This is a genomic window from uncultured Dokdonia sp., assembly GCF_947492815.1.
In the GTDB taxonomy this organism is placed as follows: Bacteria; Bacteroidota; Bacteroidia; order Flavobacteriales; family Flavobacteriaceae; genus Dokdonia.
Window position 1 is genome coordinate 1 of sequence record NZ_CANLOB010000007.1, and the last position, 24,813, is coordinate 24,813.

Consider the following 24,813-nt stretch of genomic DNA (forward strand, 5'->3'; position numbering starts at 1 on the left):
ACATTATCTGGAATACCATCATCATCTGCATCAATATCTAAGAAGTCTGGACCATCATTTGGATTACCATCTGTATTTTCTGGTACCGTTCCTTCTGTGTTATCACTCTGACCATCCATATTTGTGTCAGCAAATACATCATCATCAGCATCTACATCTCCATCATTATCTGTGTCTAAATCACCATTACCCGTCTCTACAACATCAGTAACACCATCATTATCACTATCTAAATCAAAATGATTTGGAACTCCATCATTATCAGCATCAAAACCGTCTTCAATCTCTCCATCATCATTCCCTACCATTGGATCCATAGGATCATCATCTAGGTAGTTGGGAACACCATCCATATCATCATCTGCGCTTGGATCTACTCCATTTGGATTCTCATCTACATCCGCTATCCCATCATTATCATCATCTACATCATCTACATCATTCACGCCATCTCCATCACTATCCATGTCACCTACAGTAATCACAAGTGTAGCTTGCATACATACTGGGTTGTCTGGTGCTGGAGTCACTCCATCATCACTACATACCTCATATACAATCGTCACCATCATACCTGACTCTCCTAAAGTAGGCGTATAGGTAATCTCACCTGTATCTGGATCTACTACAACAATTCCCATTGCTGTTCCTGTACCTGTATCTACTAAAGTCGTAGTACCTAATGGACCATCATTATTCCCTAAGTAATCATCATTAGCCAATACATCTGTCGTCACTCCTACTCCAGCAGCCGTCATATTAGCATCATCCATTACCGTAGGTCTCGTTGGATTTGGATCTGTCACATCTGGATTCCCATCACCATCATCGTCTTCATCACAAATATCAGATTGACCATCCCCATCTAAATCTGGACCTACGGTCGTTACATCTGCTACGACTCCTGTATCATATGGAGCAGCAGTTACACTACCATCGGCATTAACCATACCTCCACTTACAGTCAGTGGATCTCCCATTCCAAACTGTCCGCCATCACCACCATCAGCAGTGTTGTCTTGATACGCTTCATTCGCATCATTACACCCATCACCATCACTATCGGTATCCAAAAAGTCTGGACCATCTGCATTGGTTGGATCACTATCTATCGGTGCATTACCATTACCTCCATCTGCAGAGTTTGGAACACCATTATTATTTGTTGAATCACCATCAGTATCATCCGCTTGACCATCATTGTCTGTATCTACGCCGCCACTCTCTTCTACATCATAAATACCATCATTATCTGCATCTAAATCTAAGTGGTTTGGTACTCCATCGCCATCAAAATCATAGCCATCTACAATACCATCCATATTACCATCAACGCCAATATCTGTGTCTTGGTAATTTGGTATACCATCCATATCATCATCTGCACTTGGATCTGGTAAACCTGGTGATTCATCCGTATCTAATATACCATCATTATCATCATCTAAATCTAATACATCATTCACGCCATCTCCATCACTATCCATGTCACCTACAGTAATCACAAGTGTAGCTTGCATACATACTGGGTTGTCTGGTGCTGGAGTTATCCCATCATCACTACATACCTCATATACAATCGTCACCATCATACCTGACTCTCCTAAAGTAGGCGTATAGGTAATCTCACCTGTATCTGGATCTACTACAACAATTCCCATTGCTGTTCCTGTACCTGTATCTACTAAAGTCGTAGTACCTAATGGACCATCATTATTCCCTAAGTAATCATCATTAGCCAATACATCTGTCGTCACTCCTACTCCAGCAGCCGTCATATTAGCATCATCCATTACCGTAGGTGTCGCTGGATTTGGATCTGTGACATCTGGATTCCCATCACCATCATCGTCTTCATCACAAATATCAGATTGACCATCCCCATCTAAATCTGGACCTACGGTCGTTACATCTGCTACAACTCCTGTATCATATGGAGCAGCAGTTACACTACCATCGGCATTAACCATACCTCCACTTACAGTCAGTGGATCTCCCATTCCAAACTGTCCGCCATCACCACCATCAGCAGTGTTGTCTTGATACGCTTCATTCGCATCATTACACCCATCACCATCACTATCGGTATCCAAAAAGTCTGGACCATCTGCATTGGCTGGATCACTATCTATCGGTGCATTACCATTACCTCCATCTGCAGAGTTTGGAACACCATTGTTATTCGTTGAATCACCATCAGTATCATTCGCTTGACCATCATTATTTAGATCCGTTCCTCCAGATTCTATCACATCGTAAATACCATCATTATCTGCATCTAAATCTTTAGAGTTTGTAATACCATCGCCATCAAAATCTGTAAAGCATGTTCCAACTCTAATAGCCGAACCTAAATTATTAGGATCTGTATCTACATCTTCTTGAATTACTGAAGCAACAATTACTAAACTCGTAATTGGTTCATTAGGTGTTAGTATAAGTCTACTATCTGGATCATTACTTGTATTACCGCCAGTAATTGCTGTAAAGACATTCCCCTCTTGTAAAAGATTTGCCCCTATCTCTTGTACTGTATAACCAACTGCTGTAGCACCATTAAAGAAGGTGATTTCATATTGTTCACTAAATTCTGTTATAGATGTTGTACCATCTACCGATTGATCAAAATCTGTGAACTGTAAGAATCCTTCTTCTAAAGCATCATCAAAGGTGATCTCAAGTTCATTAGTTTGAGTTGCATCATCAAAATTATTTACAAAGTCTATACTGCCACTTGTTCTAATACCCCTTGTAGTAATAGTTCCAGCATTATTCTCTGTATAATTAAGCATAACATCTACTCCTTGAAAGGTAGGATAGGTGACCCCTGTTGGATCTTCATTACTTGTAGTAACTGTTGTATAATCTAAATCACTACACACATCTTCATCGGCATCTAAAATACCATCATTATCATCATCTAAATCTAGGACATCTGGAACACCATCCATATCATTATCTGGACGATCATCTATATCATCACAAGCATCTGCTATTCCGTCATTATCTATATCCGGACCAAAAGTTGTTACATCTGTTGTTGTTGCTTGTTGTTGTGATGTACCTCCAGAACCATCTGTAGGTATCCCATTTGCATCTACATCATCTCCAAGACTATCATCTGCATCTAAGTCCGCTTCCGCGAAAGCGCCTCCTGCTTCAACAGCATCTGGACATCCATCACTATCACTATCAGTTTCTAAATGATCTGGTATACTATCACCATCTGAATCCAGTGGTAAACAATAGATCATTTCGTACAGTTGTGTTGTAACGGTTCCTGTATTTCCATTTTGTTTTCCAGTAGTCACTATAAATTGATCTACTGGTCCCGCAATCTGCAATTGAATACTATTATTAGGTGCATTGGCTCCCCCAGCCGAACTTACGACACTTTGTGATCCTAAGAATGTTAAATCTGCACCTAAATTTATATCCGTTATGGTTACTGGAACGTTGCTTCCTTGATATGAAGCTATAATATCTAATCTATCTGCATTATCTAATCCTCCCCATTTAAATTCTAGATCGTATACAGGTCCGTTTACAAAATCTATGGTGTATACCGCAACATCTCCAATCGTAAAATTTGTATTATTTGGCTGAAAATTAGCATATTGTCCGTCTGGACCAATCGCACCATTATTTTGGTTAGTTACTCCTGAAGCCCATGCAGGATTGACTCCTGGATTAGATCCTACTAATTCAAAATTTATCGTTACATCTGCACCTCCAAAGGCAAATGTATTTGGAATATTTCCTGATACCGCAGTACTAGAAAATGTTTGTCCTAATGCGATGAAATCAGGTGCGCAATTTTGCTCATCTCTATCTAAAATACCATCATTATCATCATCTAAATCAACATCATTCGTCACTAAATCTCCATCAAAATCATCTGTAGATGCTACTGCCACAGCTGGCCCTGTAGGATCTATGATCTCTGCAGGAGTCGCACTTTCATCTCCAGGCATATCATCAGTAAGCCTATAGGTGGTGGTTGGTACCATTACACCGTTTATAAGTGTCAATGTCTGTGCTGCTGAAAATCCTCTATATGCAGCGTCCATTCCACCTGGTGTTGTTGAACCATATTTTCTAAAGAAATCTACAGCACTTATTCCATGCCAGTAATACTTTATATCTGCAATATCACCTGCCATTCCACAAGACAATGTAAAATCTATCAGGCCTACTGGATAATCAAAGTCAGGGTCTTCTATACCAAAATCTTCTTCAGAAAGTGCATTCATAGCACTTACCTGCGCACAGGTAGTCGATGTAATTTCTAAGGTTACATAGGTTCCTGTTCCTGAACCATCTGGAATAGATGTCACATTAGATTGTTCACTATCCATCATTCCATCATCATTACCATCACCTCCATTAGGTCCTGCATCTTCTATTGCCGAGTCTACATTATCTCCATCATCTGTTATACAGGCAGATATATCACTACCATTCTGACTTGCCCCGATCCCTTGGTTTACTGCAGACACTGTCATTCCATTTACTTGGGTTACTTGTCCATTTGCATCTACAATACCATCTCCCACAGGATCTGTAACACCAGATAAGTCTCCTGTTAAGTTATCTTGAACTGCATCCATTGAAGTACCCGTATATCCCATACCTGTATTTCCTCCATCTATAGTAGAAGTTGCTAGGTCTGCTTCCGCGAAAGCGCCATCTCCTTCTAACGCATCGGGACATCCGTCTCCATCGCTGTCTAGGTCTAAATAATCTGGGATATCATCTCCATCGGTGTCACAACCTGTAGGACCTACTGGATTAATCAATACAGCCCTAATATTATCTATCGCAAAATCATTCCCTACAGATTGGATTGATATATTGGTAAGTCGTAAGATAACAGTATCAAAAGCTCCTGTGTTTACAACTTGAGTTGCCGTCACCCAAGAAGTAGCCTGATTTATTGGACCTGCTTGTGCACTTCCTAAAAGAGTGGTTCCATCATCGCCGTATAATTCTACAGCAATTATAGGAGGACCCGATAGTGTAAAAGGAGCCCCTGCCCAGTTTCTTGCATCTATGCTTATCTCGACATCTGCATTGGAAACTGGTAACTGAATTGTTTGTTCATAAAATATGGTTTGAGATGTTGATCCATTTACTAGTAAATAGGCATCTTCGTTAGAACCATCAGTATTTCCTGTAAAATTAACACCAAAGCCATTCCAGTTTGTATTCCCAAAAGCATTACTTGTTACGATATAGTCTCCAGCTCCTATATTTGGTCCCGTTGCTGTGTAATTATAACCCACAGCAGGGGTTTCTAAATCTCTCCTCCCTGGCGGATTGGCAATCGTTCCAAAAGTCCCTTGATTTTCACCTATGATTATATTTCCTGCTGGAACAAAACATTCATTGACATCTAAAATACCGTCATTGTCATCATCTAAGTCTGCATCATCAAATACACCATCACCATCGGTATCTACTGGCACATCACAGGCCGTGGTATCCATTCCATCCTGACTAGCCCCTATTCCTTGATTTACTGCAGGCACTGTCATTCCATTTACCTGAGTAACTTCTCCATCACTGTTAACAATACCATCTGTTACAGGATCTGTAACACCCGACAAATCTCCTGTTAAATTATCTTGAACAGCATCCATTGAAGTTCCTGTATACGAACCTCCCGTGTTTCCTCCATCTATGGTAGAGGTAGCTAGGTCTGCTTCCGCGAAAGCGCCATCACCTTCCAACGCATCTGGACAACCATCACCGTCGCTGTCTAGGTCTAAGCTGTTTGCTATACCATCACCATCTGTATCTACATAGCATCCAAAATTTAAGCCAAAAGCATCAAAACGCCCAGCTCCGGTACTATCAAATAGAAATACTCTAATTACATAATTTGCAGATTGAACTAAAGTAAAATCATTAAAATCCGCCTCTTCCCAGCTCGCTGTTAATGAAGGCATTACTCCTGAGTATAGAATTGTTGAGGTAGTAAAATTATTATCAGATATCTCTACCTGAACACCTTCTATAACATCTGTAAAACTTATGTTAGCAAATGTTAACCAACTGTCTAACGTAAGCGTTGTACCAGCATTTGTAGCAAAACTGAATTCTAAATAATCGTCACTAGAAATAGTTGAAGCATCTGTACCATCAATACCAGAAATACCCCAAGTTGTATTATCATTTATTACTGATATCCCAGTACCAAAATCAACAGCACCAGCAGTAATTTCTGAGGTTACAAAATTAATTTCAGCAACGCCTGGAAGCGGATTAAAGTTAATATCCCAACCTAAAGTAGGAGCTGCAGCATTAGTTGTGTTTGTCGGAGGTGTACATATCTCCTCATCAGTATCTAAAATCCCATCATTGTCATCATCTAAATCTGCACTATCTGGTACTCCATCGCCATCGGTGTCTACAATCACTGGAGGATTGATAATTCCTGGAATCATTTCAAAACAGATATCTGTTACTCCAGATCTTTGAGGTCCTCCAGCAACTATATTTCCGCCTACGGCAAAAATAGTATACACATCTGTTACTAATGTTGTTCCAAAATCACCTGAAAACTGTCCTACTACATCATCCGTAGCCAAATCTCCTGACGTACGATTTCCTTCTATAACAGGAATTGTTGCAGGTAATGTAATCCCTGGAAGCCCCATTACATCAGAAACTGTTCGGGTAGAAGTAACAACATTTGTTCCTATATTGGTGTAGGTAGGTGCCACATACACTCCATTATTTCCTGCTACTATTGCCGCTACTTCCCAATTGTTAGTAAGTCCGTCAATATCTGTCATTCCAAAAGCATCTGCGACATTGATAGGCTGACTAAAATTGATACGTTGATAAATATAATCCGTTAAACCATTGGTACTATTATTGGTATCTATCGTCTCAGAATTGGTGGTACGAATGTCTGTAAAATCTGGAAATCCAGGAATTACATTTCCATTATCAGTATTTATTACTCCCGTACCAACACCTCCTTCTGAATAGGTGATATCTATACCATTAATAGTGATTTGATCTCCTGTTGCCGCTTCTACATCATAAATATGAGAGCAGGTAGCCATAGACGCCTCTACATAACATACTTCTTCTAGCACCACCCCAAAAGGATTATCAGGTTCTGCTCCTGCATTAGGAATATAATCATGTGTTAATGTAATTGTCGTAAAAGGCGTGGTACTTTCTATACTCAGTGTGCCTCCTGAATCTGCTCCAAAGGCACTATTGCCATCTTCGGCAAAAATTCTATTTCCTGTTACATCATAATCGGTTGGAAAAATCCCGCCATTATCTGTATACCCTATAGTGACTGCACCTAACGAATTGGTAGTGATGTTTGAAATCTCTTCCTGTCCATCGCCAAGACCATTGGTATCATTATAATCATTGTTAATAAATCCTAGTTCTAGATTTACTTGAGTCACGGGATCTTGAAATGTAAGTGTATAGGTTCTATCGGTTGTCGCCGTAGCAGTTCCCAAACGATATCCTGCGCCATTATTATCAGAACCTACATTATCAGTAATATTATCGACAGTAAGTTGATTTGTTCCAGATGTAATCACTAAAGGATCACCAGTTGCTGATAAATCTGAAGCTACAATAGTTGTTCCCACACATGCTGCCGCAGGTGGCGCAACCGCTGCTGGCCCATTAATAGTGATGACTACATTGGCCATGGCGGTATTTCCGGAATTATCTACAGTATCGATTAACGTATACGGAATGGTGTCTGTTAAAGTCATTCCTGTAGTCAATGCCATTACTGTTGGATTGGTTGTATCTAATGTGTACGTGTACGTACCATCTCCGTTAATGGTTATAAACCCATAAGTAGTAGCATATACCATCCCTACTTCACCTGCCATTCCATCTACTTCACTCACCCTAGGTGCGCCTGTTGCTTGCCATATTAAATCAGAGATAGCAGCAATTTGACCTCCATTATCCGCGGCAGTTGCGTCCGGTCCATAATTATAGGCAACAGATACTTGATCTACTGGTGTAGGGTAATTAATAACTACATTACCATGTGCATCTTGAGGAGGCACTGATCCTGTTCCATAAAAAGTATCTGCTCCTACCGTTACAACAGTTCCTGCTATTTGAGGAGAAAAAGGAACTGGAGTTCCTCCTATATTTGCTGTTACCGTCATTTGATCTTGCCAGGAATCATTTTGCGACCAATCTATATCTGAAAGTGTAAAACTTAAATTTACTACGGGATCATCAAAATTCATTGTTAGTACCGTAGACGCAGAAGGATTTACATTAGCATCTATAGCATATCCTAAATATCCTGTATGACCTCCATTGGTTGCGGTTTGATACACTACCTGATTTTGATTAGGGATGCCTATATTATCAGGATCAGTAGATACAAAAGAAACTTGTACTCCTGTAACGGGTTCTGTCCTACTTTGACCATTTACAGGTCCTGAAAGATTTGCAAACACTCCTCCTGGTGCACTAAATTGATTTTCCCAAATAAATAATGCCAAAGGCCTGTCTCCTGAATCTACTCCAAAACCATCATCGTCAAAAATCACATCACCACTAACCACGGTAGTTCCCCCAACAGTTACAGCATTTGTATTATCTGTTGCCACTGGAAGGTCATCTACCCCATTAATAGTCACTGTTACAAAACCAAAATCTTGATTTCCGTTAAGATCTTGCACTGTATATGAAATAATGTCCTGCAAACTAACGCCATTACGTAAACCACTTACTGCTATATTTGAAGTGTCTACGTTATAATCATAGGTGCCATCAGATTGTACAGTGATAAATCCATATGTACTAGAAAACGAATTACCAACTGCACCTGCCACCCCGTTTACTTCGGCAATACTTAACACTTCTCCGGTGGTTAAATCAGTATCATTATTATCGAGATCTCCCGATACTGGCATGGTTGCATTGGCTTGAATCGAGTTGACATCATCTGTAGCACTTGGAAAATATTGTACATTAATGACTGAGGTTGCTGAAAGCGTGTTATCGGCATCAGTTACCTCTACAATCATATATCGATTTCCTTCTGTGCCTCCACCTGCTACACCATTATGAGCATATTGTAAATTAAATAAGAATGCCTCTAGATTCCCTGCTAAAATAGGAGCTCCAAAAGCATCTGTTATACTGTATACGCCAGAAGTAACACTTTGTATTCTCATGGTATTAGAACCGTATACAATATCTACAGGGCCTAAAATTTGATTAATCCCTATAGAACCTAATTGTGTTCCTGCTGCATCAAAAATCACAATTAGATCATCTGCATCGGGTACTCCAGCAGGTGCTCCAGTAGGACTACTAGAAAAAGTAACTTGTGCACTTAACAAACTGCCAGTACTTGTTGTAATCTCATTATCTATAGTAACTGTTGGAAAAATAAAACCAACCTGAGCGGTCACCGCATGATCAACACCAAGTAATGGGCCATTTAAATCTACTGTAGTAACTGTACGTACTTCATTATTAGAAGGTCGATCATCTGTATTTGTAATTACCTGAGGTATAGTATAAGAAGTATCATTTTCTGACAAAACACACCCTTGATCATATAAATAGGTAGCATCTGTGGGTTGTAAGGATGTTACTTGTAAGTTATTTTGTGAAAAAATTGATCCTGTACACAATAGTAGAATAACACAGCTTACCCATTGTTTACCAAAAAATATAGGCTGCTTATAATCAATTACTTGTGAATGTTGTCTATAATTTGTATATGAACAGCGGTTTAAAACTTCAACAAAGTCTTTTAAAAATCTATATTTTTTTATACTTTGCCAAGTAGATTGTTTTTCAGCAAGTTCTATCCTATTATAAGGTATACGATTTGCAATTGTTTTTTCAAGAAGCTCATGCATTCTCGAAAAAATAATCTGAAGACATCTCAACATAATGGTCAGTTTATTAATTGATTATTATTCACGACCCTGCTTTTGTTTGCTCGCCAAAGTTTTACAATTGCGGGGTTATTTTATTTTAATAAACCTATACTTCCGTATTAATATTGACACCTACATCTAGTCACACTATTGAAAATAGCATGTAACATAAGTAATTAACAATATGATTTTGGGAAGATAGTTTTACTTCATTTATTATACTTTATTTTGGTTTTATATAACTTGAATGACCAACTAATTTATAGTTATACCATACGTATTAATTTCAATTATAATTCAGGTATACACTCAGCAAAAGCAAAATCGTTGTAGGGATAAATTTCACTTTTAAAATTACCTGTGTTGATATGTCAAATTTCATTATAATATCAACAAATGTAGTTTTTGATTTACTAAATTTAAATTTTATTTGTTTCTAAAAAAAAAATAATTTGTAATAATTAAATTTTAACACAAATAATCGATAAAATACAATAATCATCGATCAAATGTATGTAATCAATTAATTAAATGCAAATTAATTACAAAAAACATCAAAATTCCTTCTTTTTTCATACTGTAAAGCCGTAAATATTATACTTATAATTTTTACTTTTTACAAAAAAACAACTTTTTAACAGCGCGACTTATGTTATTCTAATTCACATTATTACACATTGAAAATTATCCTTAAAAAAAGGAATAATTGACAATATTATATATATATAAGAGGGTTTAAAAAAAGCTTTAAACAGCCCTCAAGTCGAGGGCTATTATAAAGCTGGGGGAAGATTGGTTTTTATTAATAATTGTATAGACGACAAGCCCCTAAACTCTCTTAATCTATATCAATATTAAATAAGCTACTTGAACACTCAAAACCAATAATTGTAACTTTCAATATATACGTTATGTATTATTTACTAGTAGACTGAAATGTATATTTTAAATACTTAATGAAGTAAAATATACCTCTCTTTATCTGTTATCTAATTTAAGAAGCACTTCTGAGTATTTCTTCGGGTATGCTTGCAAAAATTTTACGGTTTTCCCGTAATTTCGGCTAATTATAGCACTTTTAGATAATTACACCTTCTAGTTTTGCCATTTAGCTTGATTTTTTTGCTCATTTGTAAGAATTCTATTTCAACTTTATACGCTTTCGCGAAAGCGTATAATGAATGATTAGAATATCTCTGAACTATACAATTTTAAAAAGCGTACATAAAAAAGATATTAATCCCCTGGGCAAGCCATAGAACTGAGAAAAAAGAAGCGATCCAAGAATAGAGGTATTAAACCAAGATCCCTCTAGATACTAAAACAAGTTTGATAAACAGCGGGATTAGCCTGCCTACCAGCAAAGGCAGGTTCAACTATCTATCTTGTATGGATCTACAGACTTTACACAATAGTATTTCATTAACAAAAAACTGCAATACATATAGATTAACTATACATATTGCAGCAATGTTTATTTTTAGTGCCTCTATTTTAAATGAGACCTCTTATACGAGCCTCTTCTATTAAACGCTCATCACTTTCTGATTTTACGTGTAATTTTTCTTTTAATTGGTTTTTTCGTTTCTCGATAGCACTTAATGAAAGATTGATATGATTTGTCAAATTTTTGGTTCGCACACCTCTGGAGAGATGATATAGGATCTGTAAATTAATTTGATCTACAGATACATCATTGGTAACCATTTTACGTAAGTGATCATTTACGGTACTACTATAATATATTTTTTGACTTAACACTTGCTCAAATGCGTGATTAAGTTCTGAAAAAGAAATATCTGTTTTTATTAATAAACCTTGAGGATTTACTTTTTCTAAAATATTATGTATTCTCGTACTTTCATTGTGCATCGTAAGAATAATCACTTTGGCTCTTGTAAATTTCTTCTTGAGATATTGTGCTATTCCTTCTCCGGATGTTATGCCTACATCATTTGTTGCAATTGGTAATTGTACGTCTATCATGGCTAGATCGTATGACTTTGATTTGGGGGTTTTGTCAATAAGTGCAATGGCTTCATCACAATTTGAAGCTGTTTCTATTTCTAACTTATAGTTTTCTTCACAAAAATCTGACAACGTATTTTTGTACCCCTCTAAGATCATTGGATGATCATCTACCATTAAGACTTTAAGCTTTTTTTTCATTTTTTACGATTATTTTATGGAATACTAAATATCGTAAGTTGCTAATCTTAAACTTTATAGGGAAAGTAATTGTGCTAACATTTATTTAGTGACTACAAGATACTAAATTTTTAATTAAAAGATATTTGGATTTGGGTTCCAAGATTCATTTTACTAATAATTTTATATGATCCAGCGATTTGAGCGACACGTGATTTGATATTTTTCATACCAATACCAGATTTTGCTTTTGTTGTATCCATCCCAATACCATCATCTTCTATAGTAAGTTGTACAGTATCATCTTGACTTTTAAATGTAACTGTTATATGCTTTGCATTTGCATGTTTGTTTATATTCATAAGACACTCTTGAATGATACGATATATATGTACTTTTTTAGAGTTTGTTATTAAGTCCCAATTAATCGTATGATCGTATAAGAAGTCATAGGTTACCTTTTGTGCTTCAAACTGGTCTTTTAATAGCTTTTTAAGTACGTCTGGGTATAATGTATCCTGTGTAAAAGTTTCATTATTTAAGTCATGTGATATTTTTCTAATCTCTTGTCCTAGATCTTTTAGTTGGTCTATATAACTAGATCGTAATACTTCGACATCTTTGCCATGTTTATTATTTAAGCTATCCAAACTTAATCGTAATCCAAAAAGCCTACTTAAAATACCATCGTGTAATTCTTCTGAGATACGCTGCTTTGCCAGGTGTTTTCCTTCTTCTAGTTTACCTTGTTGTGCCAGCATGAGGTTAAATATTTCTTCATTTGCTTTTTGCTGTCCTTCTTGGTATTCTAATTCTTTTCTATTGTTTCTACGCTGTAGTAGGATATACCCAATTAGAAAAGCAATAACACTTATAGAAAATATAATGATTAACCGCCTTGACGTTTCTGTAGCTTTATTTTTGGCAACTTCTAATTGATCTGTTTCAAAACGAATACGAGCTGATTGGTCTTGAAATATTTTTTCTTGATAATATAATTTAGAATTTAACGATATATATTCTTGCCCATAACTTATACCTTTTTGTGGAGATTCTAAAACCATTAAAAGCTCTAATGATTCTAGTATACCATCATTATAGGTAATTTCTTTAGCTTTGTTATATGCAGCCTTTGCATAAGTCAAAGCTGTTACACTATCACCTTTCTCTGCATACACCTCAGCAATATGTTTATTACTAGTTACATACCCTAAACGATCATTAATACTATCTCTAATACTCAAAGCCTTCAAAAAAAGATCTGGAAAAACTTCACCTCTTCCTGACTTATAACTTGCATAAGCTAAATTATCTAGCAAACGCGCGTATGTTCTAGGGCTTCTTATTGGTAAACTATCATAACCTAACCCTTGCTTGTAATAATCAATAGCCTTATTATATTCTCCTTTATCTTTGTAAGTGATTCCAATATTATTAAGAGATCCAGCTAATAATATTTTATTATCATCTAATTTTTTTCTATAATCTTGGGCAGTAATATAATAGTCAATAGCTTCATCATACTTTCCTAAAAGCCTAGAAACTAATCCTAAATTATTATATGCAGACGCTATACTTTGTTCTTGATCATCTACCTTTTCGAATAGGCGTATTGCCTTTACTGAACTAGCTTCGGAACCAACATAATCTTTTTTATTTTTTTGAGTAATAGCCATTACTAAAGCAGACTTTCCTGCTTCCTTAATTTTGTTTAAGTTATCATATAGTTCTTCTGAAGTATATAAATATGAATAAGCACTATCAAGTTTATCACCTCTTAAATGATATAATCCAAGATTATAATTTGATTTAGCTAAGCCTATAGAATCATTAGTTTTTGCACTTAATTTTAAAGTTTTATGATTTATTGAAAATATAGAATCTCTTATCTTTAAATCCGAATATTCCTTTGCTATCGCATGTAAATAATACCTTTTAAAGGTATCATATCTAGAAACTTTTAAACTATTAACATAAAAAGATGCGCTATCCAACGCATAATATCTTCTTATTTTTTCTTGATTCTTATCGGCTGCCTCATTCAAGAAATAATCAATTTTAATCAATTCGACAGACCGCTTATCCATTGAAGACATTCCGTTTTCACAAGAAAAAATCACACATACACAAAGTAACATGATAGTTAAAATCCATAGTAGAAATTTGGAAGAAGTCGAGTAATAAACATTTCTTAAAAACGAAGTCATTATTAATCAAGATTTATAATAATTATATAAAAATAGCTCTAAAACATTACAATCAAATGCTTTAGAGCTATTTTTATTATTTAATAATAAAATTCATTGGTATCATTAGTGATTTAACCTATAATTTTATCATAATCAGGAATGTCGTCTTCTCCTTCTGTTCGCTTACCATATTCTGGAATATCGTCTTCTCCTTCTGTTCGCTTACCATACTCTGGAATATCATCTTCTCCCTCTGTTCGTTTACCATACTCTGGAATATCATCTTCTCCCTCTGTTCGCTTACCATATTCTGGAATATCATCTTCTCCTTCTGTAGCACTATCTCCATATTCTGGTATGTCGTCTTCTCCTTCTGTAGTACTAGTTACACCATCATAATCAGGTATATCATCCTCTCCTTCAGTTCTTTGGTTAAATTCTTCTTGATCTTCAATTTCAATACTCTCTATATTTAGGGAATTCGCTACTTCAAAATCTTCTAAAATTGGGTCTGTTTCACAAGAAAAAAATAAAGTGGCAGCAAATAATATAGTAAGTGTTTGTATGTAAGTTTTCATCAGTGTGGTGTGTTTAGTGGTGTTAAATCTCAAGTACATTTTTAATTTAAACTCTTGAATTTTAAATAGTTATTATTTTAGGGATTGGGGATTCTTAAAAATTATTTATTTAATATTATACGTTTCACATATTCCCATTTCACGTGATTTTAATAATACAATTAAGAAGCTTCGGTGTGCTATTTTGGTTTGTTATAACGGTTCAAAAGTAGTAAGAACCCATGTAGTGAAATGGCTATTTTTGACCTATATAGTATCTATATGATAAATAGGTGTAGATGTATGCCATATAGACGTAAAATGGCCATTTTAAAAAATGGCCATTTTACAGTAAAAAGTGGGGATGTAAGATTTTATTACTGTATCACAAAATTCTTAGGTATCTAAAATCAAAACAAATAGTATACATTAACAAGATATCGTTTACCTAAATTGTTTATATCTTATTGTTTGTTAAGCAATTACAAGACTTCTCTTATAAAAGTTATCACGTATTGCTTCTACATTTTCTCTGTATGATTTTGAAAAAGGAACCGCAAAATCACTATGCTCCATAGTACATTGCGATTTTCCAAAATGGATTCTGGAGATATAATGACTATTTACGATATAACTATTATGCACTCTTATGAAATGTTCTGGTAGTGATTCTTGAAAGAATTTTAAGGTTTTAAAAGCACTTACAGTAGTACCATTAACTCTTACAAAATCTGTAGTATTACTATCTGCCTTTAAAAAAAGTACTTCGTTTGTATTTACAAACTTATAATCACCATATGATTTTAAACAAAGGGTATCGTTTATATCTGCAGGCGCATTGAAAGATGATTTTCTAAAACGAAATAAGGTACGCCTTAATACATTTTTATCTATAGGTGTAATGATATAATCCAATACACTGTGGCGAATTCCTTCTATTGCATATTTTGGAGAAGAAGCTAAGGCCACAAATTGTGGCAATACATCCATATACTTTTGGAGTGCATCCATCAGATAATAACAAGTCACACCAGAATTATGGTGTTCTAATTCTATATTGAGAAATACTAGAGAAGGGTTTCTTTCCAGTATCATATCCAATCCTTCTTGTTCTTCTGAAGAGATTCCAATACAGATAAAGTTGTTAAAATTTTCCATTGCAAGTTGGATAGCATATACTGTTTCAGGGTTGCTATCAATAATAACGTATGAGTGTTCCATGACGATTTAATTTAGTGAGAATACATCGTATTTACTTAAGGGGTATACTTAGGGGTCTTAAGTCACATGAAAGCTAGTTATTCTGTCCGTAATTTACTTACGGTTTTACCGTAATTATTGTGTGGTATTCATATCAAAGTCCCTTGATTTTTCACATGTAGTCATTTTTGATCTTCTAGTAGTACGCTATAGAAGAGAAAAAAGTTGTCATAAATTTCACAGAAACAGCTTATAATTTTACGCATTTCAAGACTCATTATTTTATAGATGTAAGAGATCATACGCATAAAGATATTATATGTTAAAAAGGGTATTTTATACGCTTTCGCGAAAGCGTATGTATATATAATAAATTGTTAAAAAAGAGGTTAAATAGTCTATTAGCAAAAAGGAATAGCCCCTTAAATCATAACTGTAAAAAATTCATAAGATTTCTGACTTCGGAGAAACAAAAGGAGTATATGCTTTTGTTGATTTATTATATCCTTTATTATACTGAAGAATTTGCCTTATATAATGATTTTAGAAATCTCATGAGCTTTCCGCTTTCGCGGAAACAAAAAAGGCTCCTCATAAAATGAAGAGCCTTTTGTACTCGAGACGGGACATACCTCCGGTAGATGTAAACTTGAACCCGTACGTCCTAATGGACATTGGATTTTAAGCCTGCCTGCCGAAAAAGGCAGGTCCAACTTACTTCTTTTCTCTTAAAGATCTTAAAAATTCCTTACCTGAACCAGACTTTAAGTATTTCTCATAAGCCCTAGCTTCTAATCTTGTTTTAAATGATTTTTTATAAAGTAAAACAAAAGGAGTATATGCTTTTGTTGATTTATTATATCCTTTATTATGCTGAGGAATTCTACGTTCTATATTCTCTGTCAAACCAACATATATATAATTTCGACGTAAACTTGATAATGCATATACTACAAACATAGAAATCCTTTAAAATCAAAAAAGGCTCCTCATAAAATGAGGAGCCTTTTGTACTCGAGACGGGACTTGAACCCGTACGTCCTAATGGACATTGGATTTTAAGTCCAACGTGTCTACCAATTCCACCACTCGAGCATCTGTTTTGCAAAAGCAAAACAATTGGTATATTTTTAATTCAGTATGTCAAATTTTTCAGAGCGAAAGACGGGATTTGAACCCGCGACCCCCACCTTGGCAAGGTGATGCTCTACCCCTGAGCTACTTTCGCATTATATGTTCTTTTCAGAACGTTACTGCTTCAAACAGCGGATGCAAATTTACATCTTTTCTACATTTACCAAAACCTTTTTTGAAAAAATATACCATCTAATTAAAAATATCTTTAAAATAAATCATAATCACATACATTTCAACACATTACGAAGTCTTATTTTCTTTCTTTTTAACAAGCATTCGTTTGATTTCATTTAGCTTCATAAGTGCTTCCACCGGTGTAAGTGTATCTATATCTGTATGTAAGATTTCTTCTTTGATTTGTTCCAACAATGGATCATCCAAATTAAAAAAGCTTAATTGCATCTCATCGTCAGCAGCATCTTGCAATTTTTCGGTGAGTTCTTCACTACCATGCGACTTTTCTAACTTCACCATCATCTTTGTCGCTCTCCTAACTACTTGCTGCGGCATTCCAGCCATTTTTGCTACATGAATACCAAAACTATGGGCACTTCCTCCAGGTACCAGTTTACGCAAAAACAACACATTGTCTTTTAATTCTTTTACAGAAACATTGTAATTTTTGATACGCTCAAAGGTTTCACTCATTTCATTTAACTCATGATAATGCGTTGCAAATAATGTTTTTGGACGCCCTGGATGCTCATGTAAATATTCACTAATCGCCCAAGCAATAGAAATCCCATCATAAGTACTGGTACCTCGTCCTATCTCGTCTAGTAACACTAAACTACGATCTGATATATTATTTAAGATACTTGCAGTCTCATTCATCTCTACCATAAAGGTACTTTCCCCCATAGAGATATTATCACTTGCACCTACACGCGTAAATATCTTATCTACCATGCCAATATGCGCTTCGGTAGCAGGTACAAAACTTCCCATTTGTGCTAATAGCACAATTAATGCTGTTTGTCTTAAAATAGCACTCTTACCGGACATATTAGGCCCCGTAATCATAATCATTTGTTGTGATTCTCTATCCAAATAGACATCATTTGCCACGTAGCTTTCCCCTAGCGGCAATTGTTTTTCTATCACTGGATGACGTCCTTCTTTGATAGTTAGCGCTTGAGAATCATCTACCACAGGGCGTATATAGCTATTATCTTTTGCCAGTTGTGCAAAAGAACCTAATACATCTAACTGCGCTACTAAACTCGCATTATGTTGTACTTGTGGGATAAATTGCATCATCCACTGTACCAATTCTGCAAATAATTGTTGTTCTATTCCTAGAATGCGCTCTTCTGCCCCTAATATTTTAGCTTCATATTCTTTAAGCTCTTCTGTAATATAACGCTCTGCATTGACAAGTGTTTGTTTACGTATCCATTCTTCTGGCACTTTATCTTTATGCGTATTACGTACTTCTATATAATACCCAAACACATTATTGGAAGCAATCTTAAGCGAAGTAATTCCTGTACGCTCTGTCTCTCGTTGCAACATCTTATCGAGATAATCTTTTCCAGAAAAAGCAATATCACGTAATCCATCTAATTCTTCATGGAATCCTGTAGCGATTGCCCCTCCTTTTCCAATAGCAACAGGAGCTTCTTCATTTAGCGTTTCTTTAATTTTTGAGCGTAATAATTCACACTCATGTATTCCCTCTCCTATAATTTGTAATGCTTCATTTTCTGCCTGCAAACTCAATGCTTTGATGGGCACCATGGCTTCAAGCGAATTCTTAAGCTGAATCACTTCTCGTGGAGATACTTTTCCTGTAGCTACCTTACTAATCAGGCGCTCTACATCACCCATATTTTTAATATAGTGACGTAGTTTTTCAAACAATTCTTCTTCCTGAAGCAAATACGAAACTACTTCGTGACGTTGTTTTATTTTGTCTACATTTTTTAGAGGCAATGCAAGCCACCGCTTTAAAAGACGGGCTCCCATTGGAGAGGTAGTTTTATCTATAACGTCTAATAATGTAATCGCTTTCGCGAAAGCGGTATGATACAACTCCAAATTACGAATAGTAAATCGATCCATCCATACGTAGGCATCTTCTGCAATACGATTAATACGAGAAATATGTTCTAATTTATGGTGCTGCGTCTCTCCTAAATAATGTAAAATAGCACCAGAAGCTATTACGCCTTCTTCCAGATGATCTACACCAAATCCTTTAAGGGTATTGGTTTTAAAATGCTTATTAAGCGACTCAAACGCATAATCTGTTTTGAAAATCCAATCCTCCATAAAGAAGGTATGAAAGTCAGGACCAAAAGCAGTAGCAAAAGCTGTTTTTTGTTTTTTTGAAATCAATAATTCGCTTGGCGCGAAATTTTGTAATAGTTTATCTATATAAGCTTCATCTCCTTGTGCCGTAAGATATTCTCCTGTCGAAACATCTAAAAAAGCAACACCAAGGGTACGTTTTCCAATATATACCGCACCAAGGAAGTTATTTTGCTTTGCAGACAACACCTCATCATTCAAAGCAACACCTGGTGTCACAAGTTCTGTAACACCTCGCTTTACAATTTTTTTGGTCATTTTGGGGTCTTCCAATTGATCACAAATCGCCACACGACATCCTGCTTTTACCAATTTAGGTAAATATGTGTTTAAAGAGTGGTGCGGAAATCCAGCCAACTCTGTTTTATCACCTCCATTATTACGGTGGGTTAATGTAATATTTAAAATACCTGCAGATTTTACTGCATCATCTCCAAAAGTTTCATAAAAATCTCCTACTCTAAAAAGTAATAATGCATCAGGATATTTTGCCTTGATGGTATTGTATTGTTGCATTAAAGGAGTGACCTTTTTCTGAGTGCTTTTTGCCATACCGCAAGGTAAATTTTTGATTGACTTTTACAAATCTTATGCAAGAGGAGTTATCATCAGTTTTTCACAGTTATAAACTGACAGTTTAACACAAAACTTAAAATAAGACGTTTTAAGACGGTTTTAAATGCAACATAAAGCAACAACAACAAATAAACCTGAAAATCAATAAAATACATATCTATGAAATCAGAAAACAATAAGTGTAATTGATAATTTTTATTAATTCAATAATAAAAAACTATTATTTATTTACGCATGCTCTTCTTCTCATTTTAATCAAAAGTAAACTCCGACATATCATTCCTTTTTCTTTACATCAAGTTTTCCAAAATTCGTGAATCTTGCAATCCTTTTCTTTCAAAGAAACTCAATATCAAGTAGTTTTAATCAAACATTCATACGCAGCAAAAGGTTTTTATATTTTAAAAAGCACCATCCTTTTGCTGTTTCTGAAAAGATACAGACATACATCTTGAATGTCTATAAATGATCGAGAAATATCAATTTAAAAACAATAATGCTATGAAAAAAAAGCAGCAAAAGAGATTATCTTTTACTAAAGAAAGGATTGCTATTCTTAACAACAACGAATTAACTAAAATTCTAGGAGGAAATAATAATAATATAAGTGATGTAGATGATACTGCAACTTCTTTTCATTCAGAAGGACCACCACATACTAGCATTGCATTATCAGATGGACCCCCAACAACAGCAATATCAGATTAAACAACATAAAAGTATGCATACATTAAACATAAAAACAATTGTATTATACGTATGTCTTTTCTTATCATCAACACTGCTGTTTGCTACAGATGATGATGATGATAGACCTGCAAAACCAGGTACTGAAATAGTAGAAGATGATTGTGGTTTCTTCTGTTCTATAGTAGAATTTTTTGAAGACTTATTCTCTTAATGCAAAAGACCCTTTAATATTAAAATTTTAAAACACATATTAATTATGAAAAAGAAACATCAAAAAGAATTATCCTTTACAAAGGAAAGGATTGCTATTCTTAACAACAACGCATTAACTAAAATACTAGGAGGAAACAATAGTGAACTAGATACAACTATAACGTCATTTTATTCTGAAGGCCCATCACATACTAGTAAAGCCTTTTCAGATGGACCACGTCCAACAGATTTCTCAGATAATACTGAAACTACTACGCTAGGTTTATCAGATTAAATAATAAAACTCTATAAAATAAAAACTATGAAAAAACTAAAAGCAACAACACTATATGCATTTTTATGTTTATTTCTAGTCACTAATATTGCCTTTGCCACTGATGATGATGATGAAGAACCTGAATCTGGCGCAGGAATTGGAATTGAAGAAGAATGTGGATTCTTTTGTTCTATAGGTGAGTTTTTTGAAGATCTCCTTGGAGATGATGAAGATCCTTGTTAGAAACAAGAGACTTTATACATTTTACAGATCTAAAAAGTCAAAATACTTTTAATATTAATTTTAACCCTATTAGTATGTTAAAACAATTTAAAACATATAAAATACAAAACCCTCAATTGATTTATGGAGGGGAAATACAAACGAAAGTTGATCCTGATCCATTACTTGAGTAGTAAATATCTAGTTCATTTACCAATAAAACAAAACTCATTACTTTATATAGTAATGAGTTTTATTTTGAACTCTAATTATTCTTGTAATAGACACTAAAATTATTCTACTACCCAAATTTTCACCTCTACTGTAAAATCTACAATACTTGAATCTGAATGAGGTCCATCAAAAGTGAATCCTGTATTTAAATATGTGATATTAGGATAATAAAATTGATTTGCCGGAAGTGCTGGAAGTGTTTCGAAATACTCTTGAATTTCACAAGAAATAGATCTAAAAACAATATTAGCATGATTCGATTGAATATACGGATATAAACATGCATTTAATGGCACACCTCTTTCTGAAAAGAATTGCAATGGAGCATAGTAATCAAGACTGGTATTTAATTCTTCTACAAATGTATTTCCGTTAAGAATTTGATTTTCAAAATCATTAGATAGATACAATTCGAGTAAGGTTGGAAAACAAGGAGGTGTATCTGCATGCCTTATAGTATTTGGTTTAGGTGCTGGAGCGTCACATCCAAAAGTTTCAGTTTGTTCTGTAAAAGGATTGGCATTAAAATAAGTACATACAGATGTATCTATAGCGGCTCTACTATGAGCTGTTGTTTCTTCTACAGACATCTCTTCGGTTATGAGTAAATTTTCTTCTTCTTGAAGTGATACTCCTTCATCAGTGGAGCAAGAAATAGTCAAAAGTGCCATTGACATAACTGTCAATAAAATAATTTTTGGAATTTTCATATGTTTGATTTTTAAGATTATATCCCTAAAAATCAAATAATAACACTTACAACACAATAGTCATTGTATAAACGCAAGAAATAAATTCATATTAGCAACACTTCAATATTGTATCTTATTCTTAAGTGTTTCCATTTTAAAAATAGATTCCTTGGGAGGATAAAACGGAAAGTTTTTCAAACTTTCATCTTAGAAAACAAGTCCTTTGAAAATTAGTAACGGAAAGTTCTTTTTCTTTTGTTTTAAGAAATTACAAAACATGAAGTAATTGACGGAAAGTATTTTGTCAAAACCTACAAAAAGAAAGGTTCATTGACGGAAAGTATTTTTTATTTCTTTAAAAAAATATGAAATAAAAAATACAACCACCACCGATTGTTATACACTCATTTTAGAAAAAAAGTCCTTTGAAAATTAGTAACGGAAAGTTCTTTTTCTTTTGTTTTAAGAAATTACAAAACAAAAAGAACAACCACCACACTTCTATACACTCATCTTAGAAAACAAGTCCCATACAACTACTCCACATGAAACGGAGATATTTAAGGAATGTTTGGTGCCAAATTGTGGGATTTCGATTACGGTATCACTTTCAGAAACCACTTCTTGTTGCACACCCTTCACCTCGTTCCCAAAGATAATAGCATATGTTTTTCCTTTTTCAGGCGTAAAATCATGAAGCATTACCGCATCTTCTGCTTGTTCAATAGCACATAAATGGATATCATCCTGTTTTAGTTTTCGCGAAAGCGTAACCGTATCCTCTACATATTCCCAAGAAACAGCATCTGTTGCACCTAGTGCTGTTTTCTGTATTTCACGATGAGGCGGTTGTGCCGTGATGCCACATAAATAGATTTTCTTCACTAAAAAAGCATCAGCTGTACGAAAAACAGATCCTATATTATTTAGGCTACGTATATTATCCAAAACAATAATTAAAGGTGTTTTTTCGGAAGCTTTAAACTCAGGAACCGATTTACGGTTGAGTTCGCTATTTTTTAATTTTCTATTCATTTTATTTTGGTTTACACCCTACACATCTTTTAGAAACTTCTCTTCAAAAAAAAGAAATAATCTTCAAATTTAGTGTCATTTTCTTTTTTTCATTGCCAAAAAAAGAAACAAAAAAGTCTAGACTAGCGAAACCTTGTCTAAATTTATCGCTCTATCCCTAAATTTCATAAACTCGCTACGCTCAAACAGTCTGAAATTTTACGGGATTTTCACTTCAAATTTCACGACAACTTTTCGAAGGTCAAAAAAATTATAGTTATTTTATGTCTGTGTATTCTCTAAAAATTAATTATATATTCCCACACAGGCACTTATATCTATCCCATAGAAGGGCTTCTCAGAGAGAGACAATATATAGTTATCTTAACTAGATATTCGTGTTTTAAAATTTTTAAAATCGTCTATATTCTATGTTCTATAAGCAAAGCGATCTATATTCTTTTACTTTTTAAAACTTATTTCTGATTATACCCGAAACGTTTTAGTTGCTTCTCGTTACTACGCCAATTTTTATTAACTTTTACGTATAATTCTAAGTGTACTTGTTTTCCAAAGAATTTTTCTAAGTCTTTACGAGCCTCTACCCCTACTCTTTTTAAAGCAGCTCCTTTGTGTCCAATAATAATTCCTTTTTGGCTATCACGTTCTACCATGATTACAGATCGCATTCTAATGATCGTATCTTCTTCAAAAAATTCTTCAGTGTCAATCTCTACTGAATAAGGGATTTCTTTTTTATAATGCATTAAGATTTTCTCACGTACAATCTCATTTACAAAAAAGCGTTCTGGTTTATCAGTAAGTTGATCTTTTGGATAAAATGGTGGTGAGTCTGGAAGTAAATCTACGATACGTTTAAACACCTCTTCTACTCCAAAGTTTTCTAATGCTGAAATGGCAAACACCTCAGCATTTGGCACTTTTTCAGACCATAATTGAAGGGCTTCTCCTAATAGTTCTTCATTCCCTTTATCAATCTTATTGATCAATAATAGTACTGGAATTTTAGCATTACGTATTTTATTAAAAAAAGCTTCGTCTTTCAATTCTTTCTCTCCCAACTCTACGAGATATAAAAGAACATCGGCATCTTCAAAGGCACTTTTTACAAAATCCATCATCGATGCTTGTAACTCATAAGCAGGTTTTATGATACCTGGCGTATCACTTAAAACTACTTGAAAATCTTCTCCATTTACAATTCCTAGAATACGGTGACGTGTGGTTTGTGCTTTTGAAGTGATAATAGATAATCGCTCTCCTACAAACGCATTCATAAGCGTACTCTTTCCTACATTAGGATTTCCTATAATATTTACAAAACCAGCTTTATGGGACATAGTGTGTTATTTGCTGCAAAGGTAGGGTATATAAACCTCAAATTATCAATTTCTAAATCATGAATTAAAAGATGAGAATTATAAACGTATTGTGATTATACTA

14 protein-coding genes and 2 tRNA genes are annotated in these 24,813 nt (G+C 34.7%); 4 read left to right on the forward strand and 12 right to left on the reverse strand.

The genetic code is table 11. The annotated features are described in order from the left end of the window. The 9 genes from Q1A01_RS08745 to mutS all read right to left on the reverse strand — a co-directional run. A partial coding sequence (locus Q1A01_RS08745) for a VCBS domain-containing protein (RefSeq protein ID WP_299679053.1) occupies window positions 1–9,887 on the reverse strand: 9,887 nt, incomplete at its 3' end. 1,515 nt (window positions 9,888–11,402) lie between these two features. Next, window positions 11,403–12,077: a response regulator gene (locus tag Q1A01_RS08750; RefSeq protein ID WP_299679056.1), complete on the reverse strand. Its 675-nt coding sequence runs from the start codon at window positions 12,075–12,077 to the stop codon at window positions 11,403–11,405. A gap of 110 nt (window positions 12,078–12,187) precedes the next feature. Continuing rightward, window positions 12,188–14,194: a tetratricopeptide repeat-containing sensor histidine kinase gene (locus Q1A01_RS08755; RefSeq protein WP_299679059.1), complete on the reverse strand. Its 2,007-nt coding sequence runs from the start codon at window positions 14,192–14,194 to the stop codon at window positions 12,188–12,190. A gap of 182 nt (window positions 14,195–14,376) precedes the next feature. Beyond that, window positions 14,377–14,823, reverse strand: coding sequence for a hypothetical protein (locus tag Q1A01_RS08760; RefSeq protein WP_299679062.1), 447 nt, complete (start codon window positions 14,821–14,823; stop codon window positions 14,377–14,379). 453 nt (window positions 14,824–15,276) lie between these two features. Continuing rightward, entirely contained in the window at window positions 15,277–16,023 is a 747-nt protein-coding gene (locus tag Q1A01_RS08765) for a LytTR family transcriptional regulator DNA-binding domain-containing protein (RefSeq protein ID WP_299679065.1), read from the reverse strand. A 693-nt stretch (window positions 16,024–16,716) separates the two neighbouring features. Further along, entirely contained in the window at window positions 16,717–16,962 is a 246-nt protein-coding gene (locus Q1A01_RS08770; protein ID WP_299679068.1) for a GIY-YIG nuclease family protein, read from the reverse strand. A 51-nt stretch (window positions 16,963–17,013) separates the two neighbouring features. Beyond that, window positions 17,014–17,097 (reverse strand) — tRNA-Leu (locus tag Q1A01_RS08775). Window positions 17,098–17,158: 61 nt separating this feature from the next. Beyond that, window positions 17,159–17,230 (reverse strand) — tRNA-Gly (locus tag Q1A01_RS08780). Between the two features lie 149 nt (window positions 17,231–17,379). Further along, window positions 17,380–20,004 carry a DNA mismatch repair protein MutS gene (gene mutS / locus Q1A01_RS08785; RefSeq protein WP_299679071.1) on the reverse strand — a complete coding sequence of 875 codons (2,625 nt, stop codon included), beginning with the start codon at window positions 20,002–20,004 and terminating at the stop codon, window positions 17,380–17,382. A 525-nt stretch (window positions 20,005–20,529) separates the two neighbouring features. On the opposite strand from mutS, the gene Q1A01_RS08790 reads away from it, so the two are divergent. Genes Q1A01_RS08790 through Q1A01_RS08805 form a run of 4 tightly spaced genes read left to right on the forward strand, consistent with a single transcriptional unit; the run spans window position 20,530 to window position 21,430 of the window. Further along, window positions 20,530–20,736 (forward strand): class I lanthipeptide, encoded by a 207-nt coding sequence (locus tag Q1A01_RS08790; protein WP_299679074.1) that lies wholly within the window; start codon window positions 20,530–20,532, stop codon window positions 20,734–20,736. Window positions 20,737–20,749: 13 nt separating this feature from the next. Beyond that, on the forward strand, window positions 20,750–20,929 hold the full coding sequence (locus Q1A01_RS08795) for a hypothetical protein (RefSeq protein WP_299679077.1): 180 nt from the start codon (window positions 20,750–20,752) through the stop codon (window positions 20,927–20,929). Window positions 20,930–20,974: 45 nt separating this feature from the next. Beyond that, on the forward strand, window positions 20,975–21,205 hold the full coding sequence (locus Q1A01_RS08800) for a class I lanthipeptide (protein WP_299679080.1): 231 nt from the start codon (window positions 20,975–20,977) through the stop codon (window positions 21,203–21,205). A 27-nt stretch (window positions 21,206–21,232) separates the two neighbouring features. After that, a complete protein-coding gene (locus tag Q1A01_RS08805) occupies window positions 21,233–21,430 on the forward strand; it encodes a hypothetical protein (protein WP_299679083.1) in 198 nt (65 codons plus the stop codon). Window positions 21,431–21,702: 272 nt separating this feature from the next. Here the strand turns inward: Q1A01_RS08805 and Q1A01_RS08810 are convergent, their stop codons facing one another. The 3 genes from Q1A01_RS08810 to era all read right to left on the reverse strand — a co-directional run bounded on the left by Q1A01_RS08810 (window position 21,703) and on the right by era (window position 24,710). After that, window positions 21,703–22,353, reverse strand: coding sequence for a hypothetical protein (locus Q1A01_RS08810; RefSeq protein WP_299679086.1), 651 nt, complete (start codon window positions 22,351–22,353; stop codon window positions 21,703–21,705). A gap of 483 nt (window positions 22,354–22,836) precedes the next feature. Next, window positions 22,837–23,370 (reverse strand): RNA methyltransferase, encoded by a 534-nt coding sequence (locus tag Q1A01_RS08815; RefSeq protein WP_299679089.1) that lies wholly within the window; start codon window positions 23,368–23,370, stop codon window positions 22,837–22,839. Between the two features lie 455 nt (window positions 23,371–23,825). Beyond that, a complete protein-coding gene (gene era / locus Q1A01_RS08820) occupies window positions 23,826–24,710 on the reverse strand; it encodes a GTPase Era (RefSeq protein WP_299679092.1) in 885 nt (294 codons plus the stop codon). Window positions 24,711–24,813: the final 103 nt, after the last annotated feature.

Excerpts from the sequence above, each read along its gene's own strand:
- Q1A01_RS08750 (WP_299679056.1), bottom strand. The coding sequence starts at position 12,077 with ATGAAAAAAAAGCTTAAAGTCTTAATGGTAGATGATCATCCAATGATC.
- Q1A01_RS08760 (WP_299679062.1), bottom strand. The coding sequence starts at position 14,823 with ATGAAAACTTACATACAAACACTTACTATATTATTTGCTGCCACTTTA.
- Q1A01_RS08805 (WP_299679083.1), top strand. The coding sequence starts at position 21,233 with ATGAAAAAACTAAAAGCAACAACACTATATGCATTTTTATGTTTATTT.
- era (WP_299679092.1), bottom strand. The coding sequence starts at position 24,710 with ATGTCCCATAAAGCTGGTTTTGTAAATATTATAGGAAATCCTAATGTA.
- Q1A01_RS08765 (WP_299679065.1), bottom strand. The coding sequence starts at position 16,023 with ATGGAACACTCATACGTTATTATTGATAGCAACCCTGAAACAGTATAT.
- Q1A01_RS08770 (WP_299679068.1), bottom strand. The coding sequence starts at position 16,962 with ATGTTTGTAGTATATGCATTATCAAGTTTACGTCGAAATTATATATAT.
- Q1A01_RS08795 (WP_299679077.1), top strand. The coding sequence starts at position 20,750 with ATGCATACATTAAACATAAAAACAATTGTATTATACGTATGTCTTTTC.
- Q1A01_RS08790 (WP_299679074.1), top strand. The coding sequence starts at position 20,530 with ATGAAAAAAAAGCAGCAAAAGAGATTATCTTTTACTAAAGAAAGGATT.
- mutS (WP_299679071.1), bottom strand. The coding sequence starts at position 20,004 with ATGGCAAAAAGCACTCAGAAAAAGGTCACTCCTTTAATGCAACAATAC.
- Q1A01_RS08800 (WP_299679080.1), top strand. The coding sequence starts at position 20,975 with ATGAAAAAGAAACATCAAAAAGAATTATCCTTTACAAAGGAAAGGATT.
- Q1A01_RS08755 (WP_299679059.1), bottom strand. The coding sequence starts at position 14,194 with ATGTTACTTTGTGTATGTGTGATTTTTTCTTGTGAAAACGGAATGTCT.
- Q1A01_RS08810 (WP_299679086.1), bottom strand. The coding sequence starts at position 22,353 with ATGAAAATTCCAAAAATTATTTTATTGACAGTTATGTCAATGGCACTT.
- Q1A01_RS08815 (WP_299679089.1), bottom strand. The coding sequence starts at position 23,370 with ATGAATAGAAAATTAAAAAATAGCGAACTCAACCGTAAATCGGTTCCT.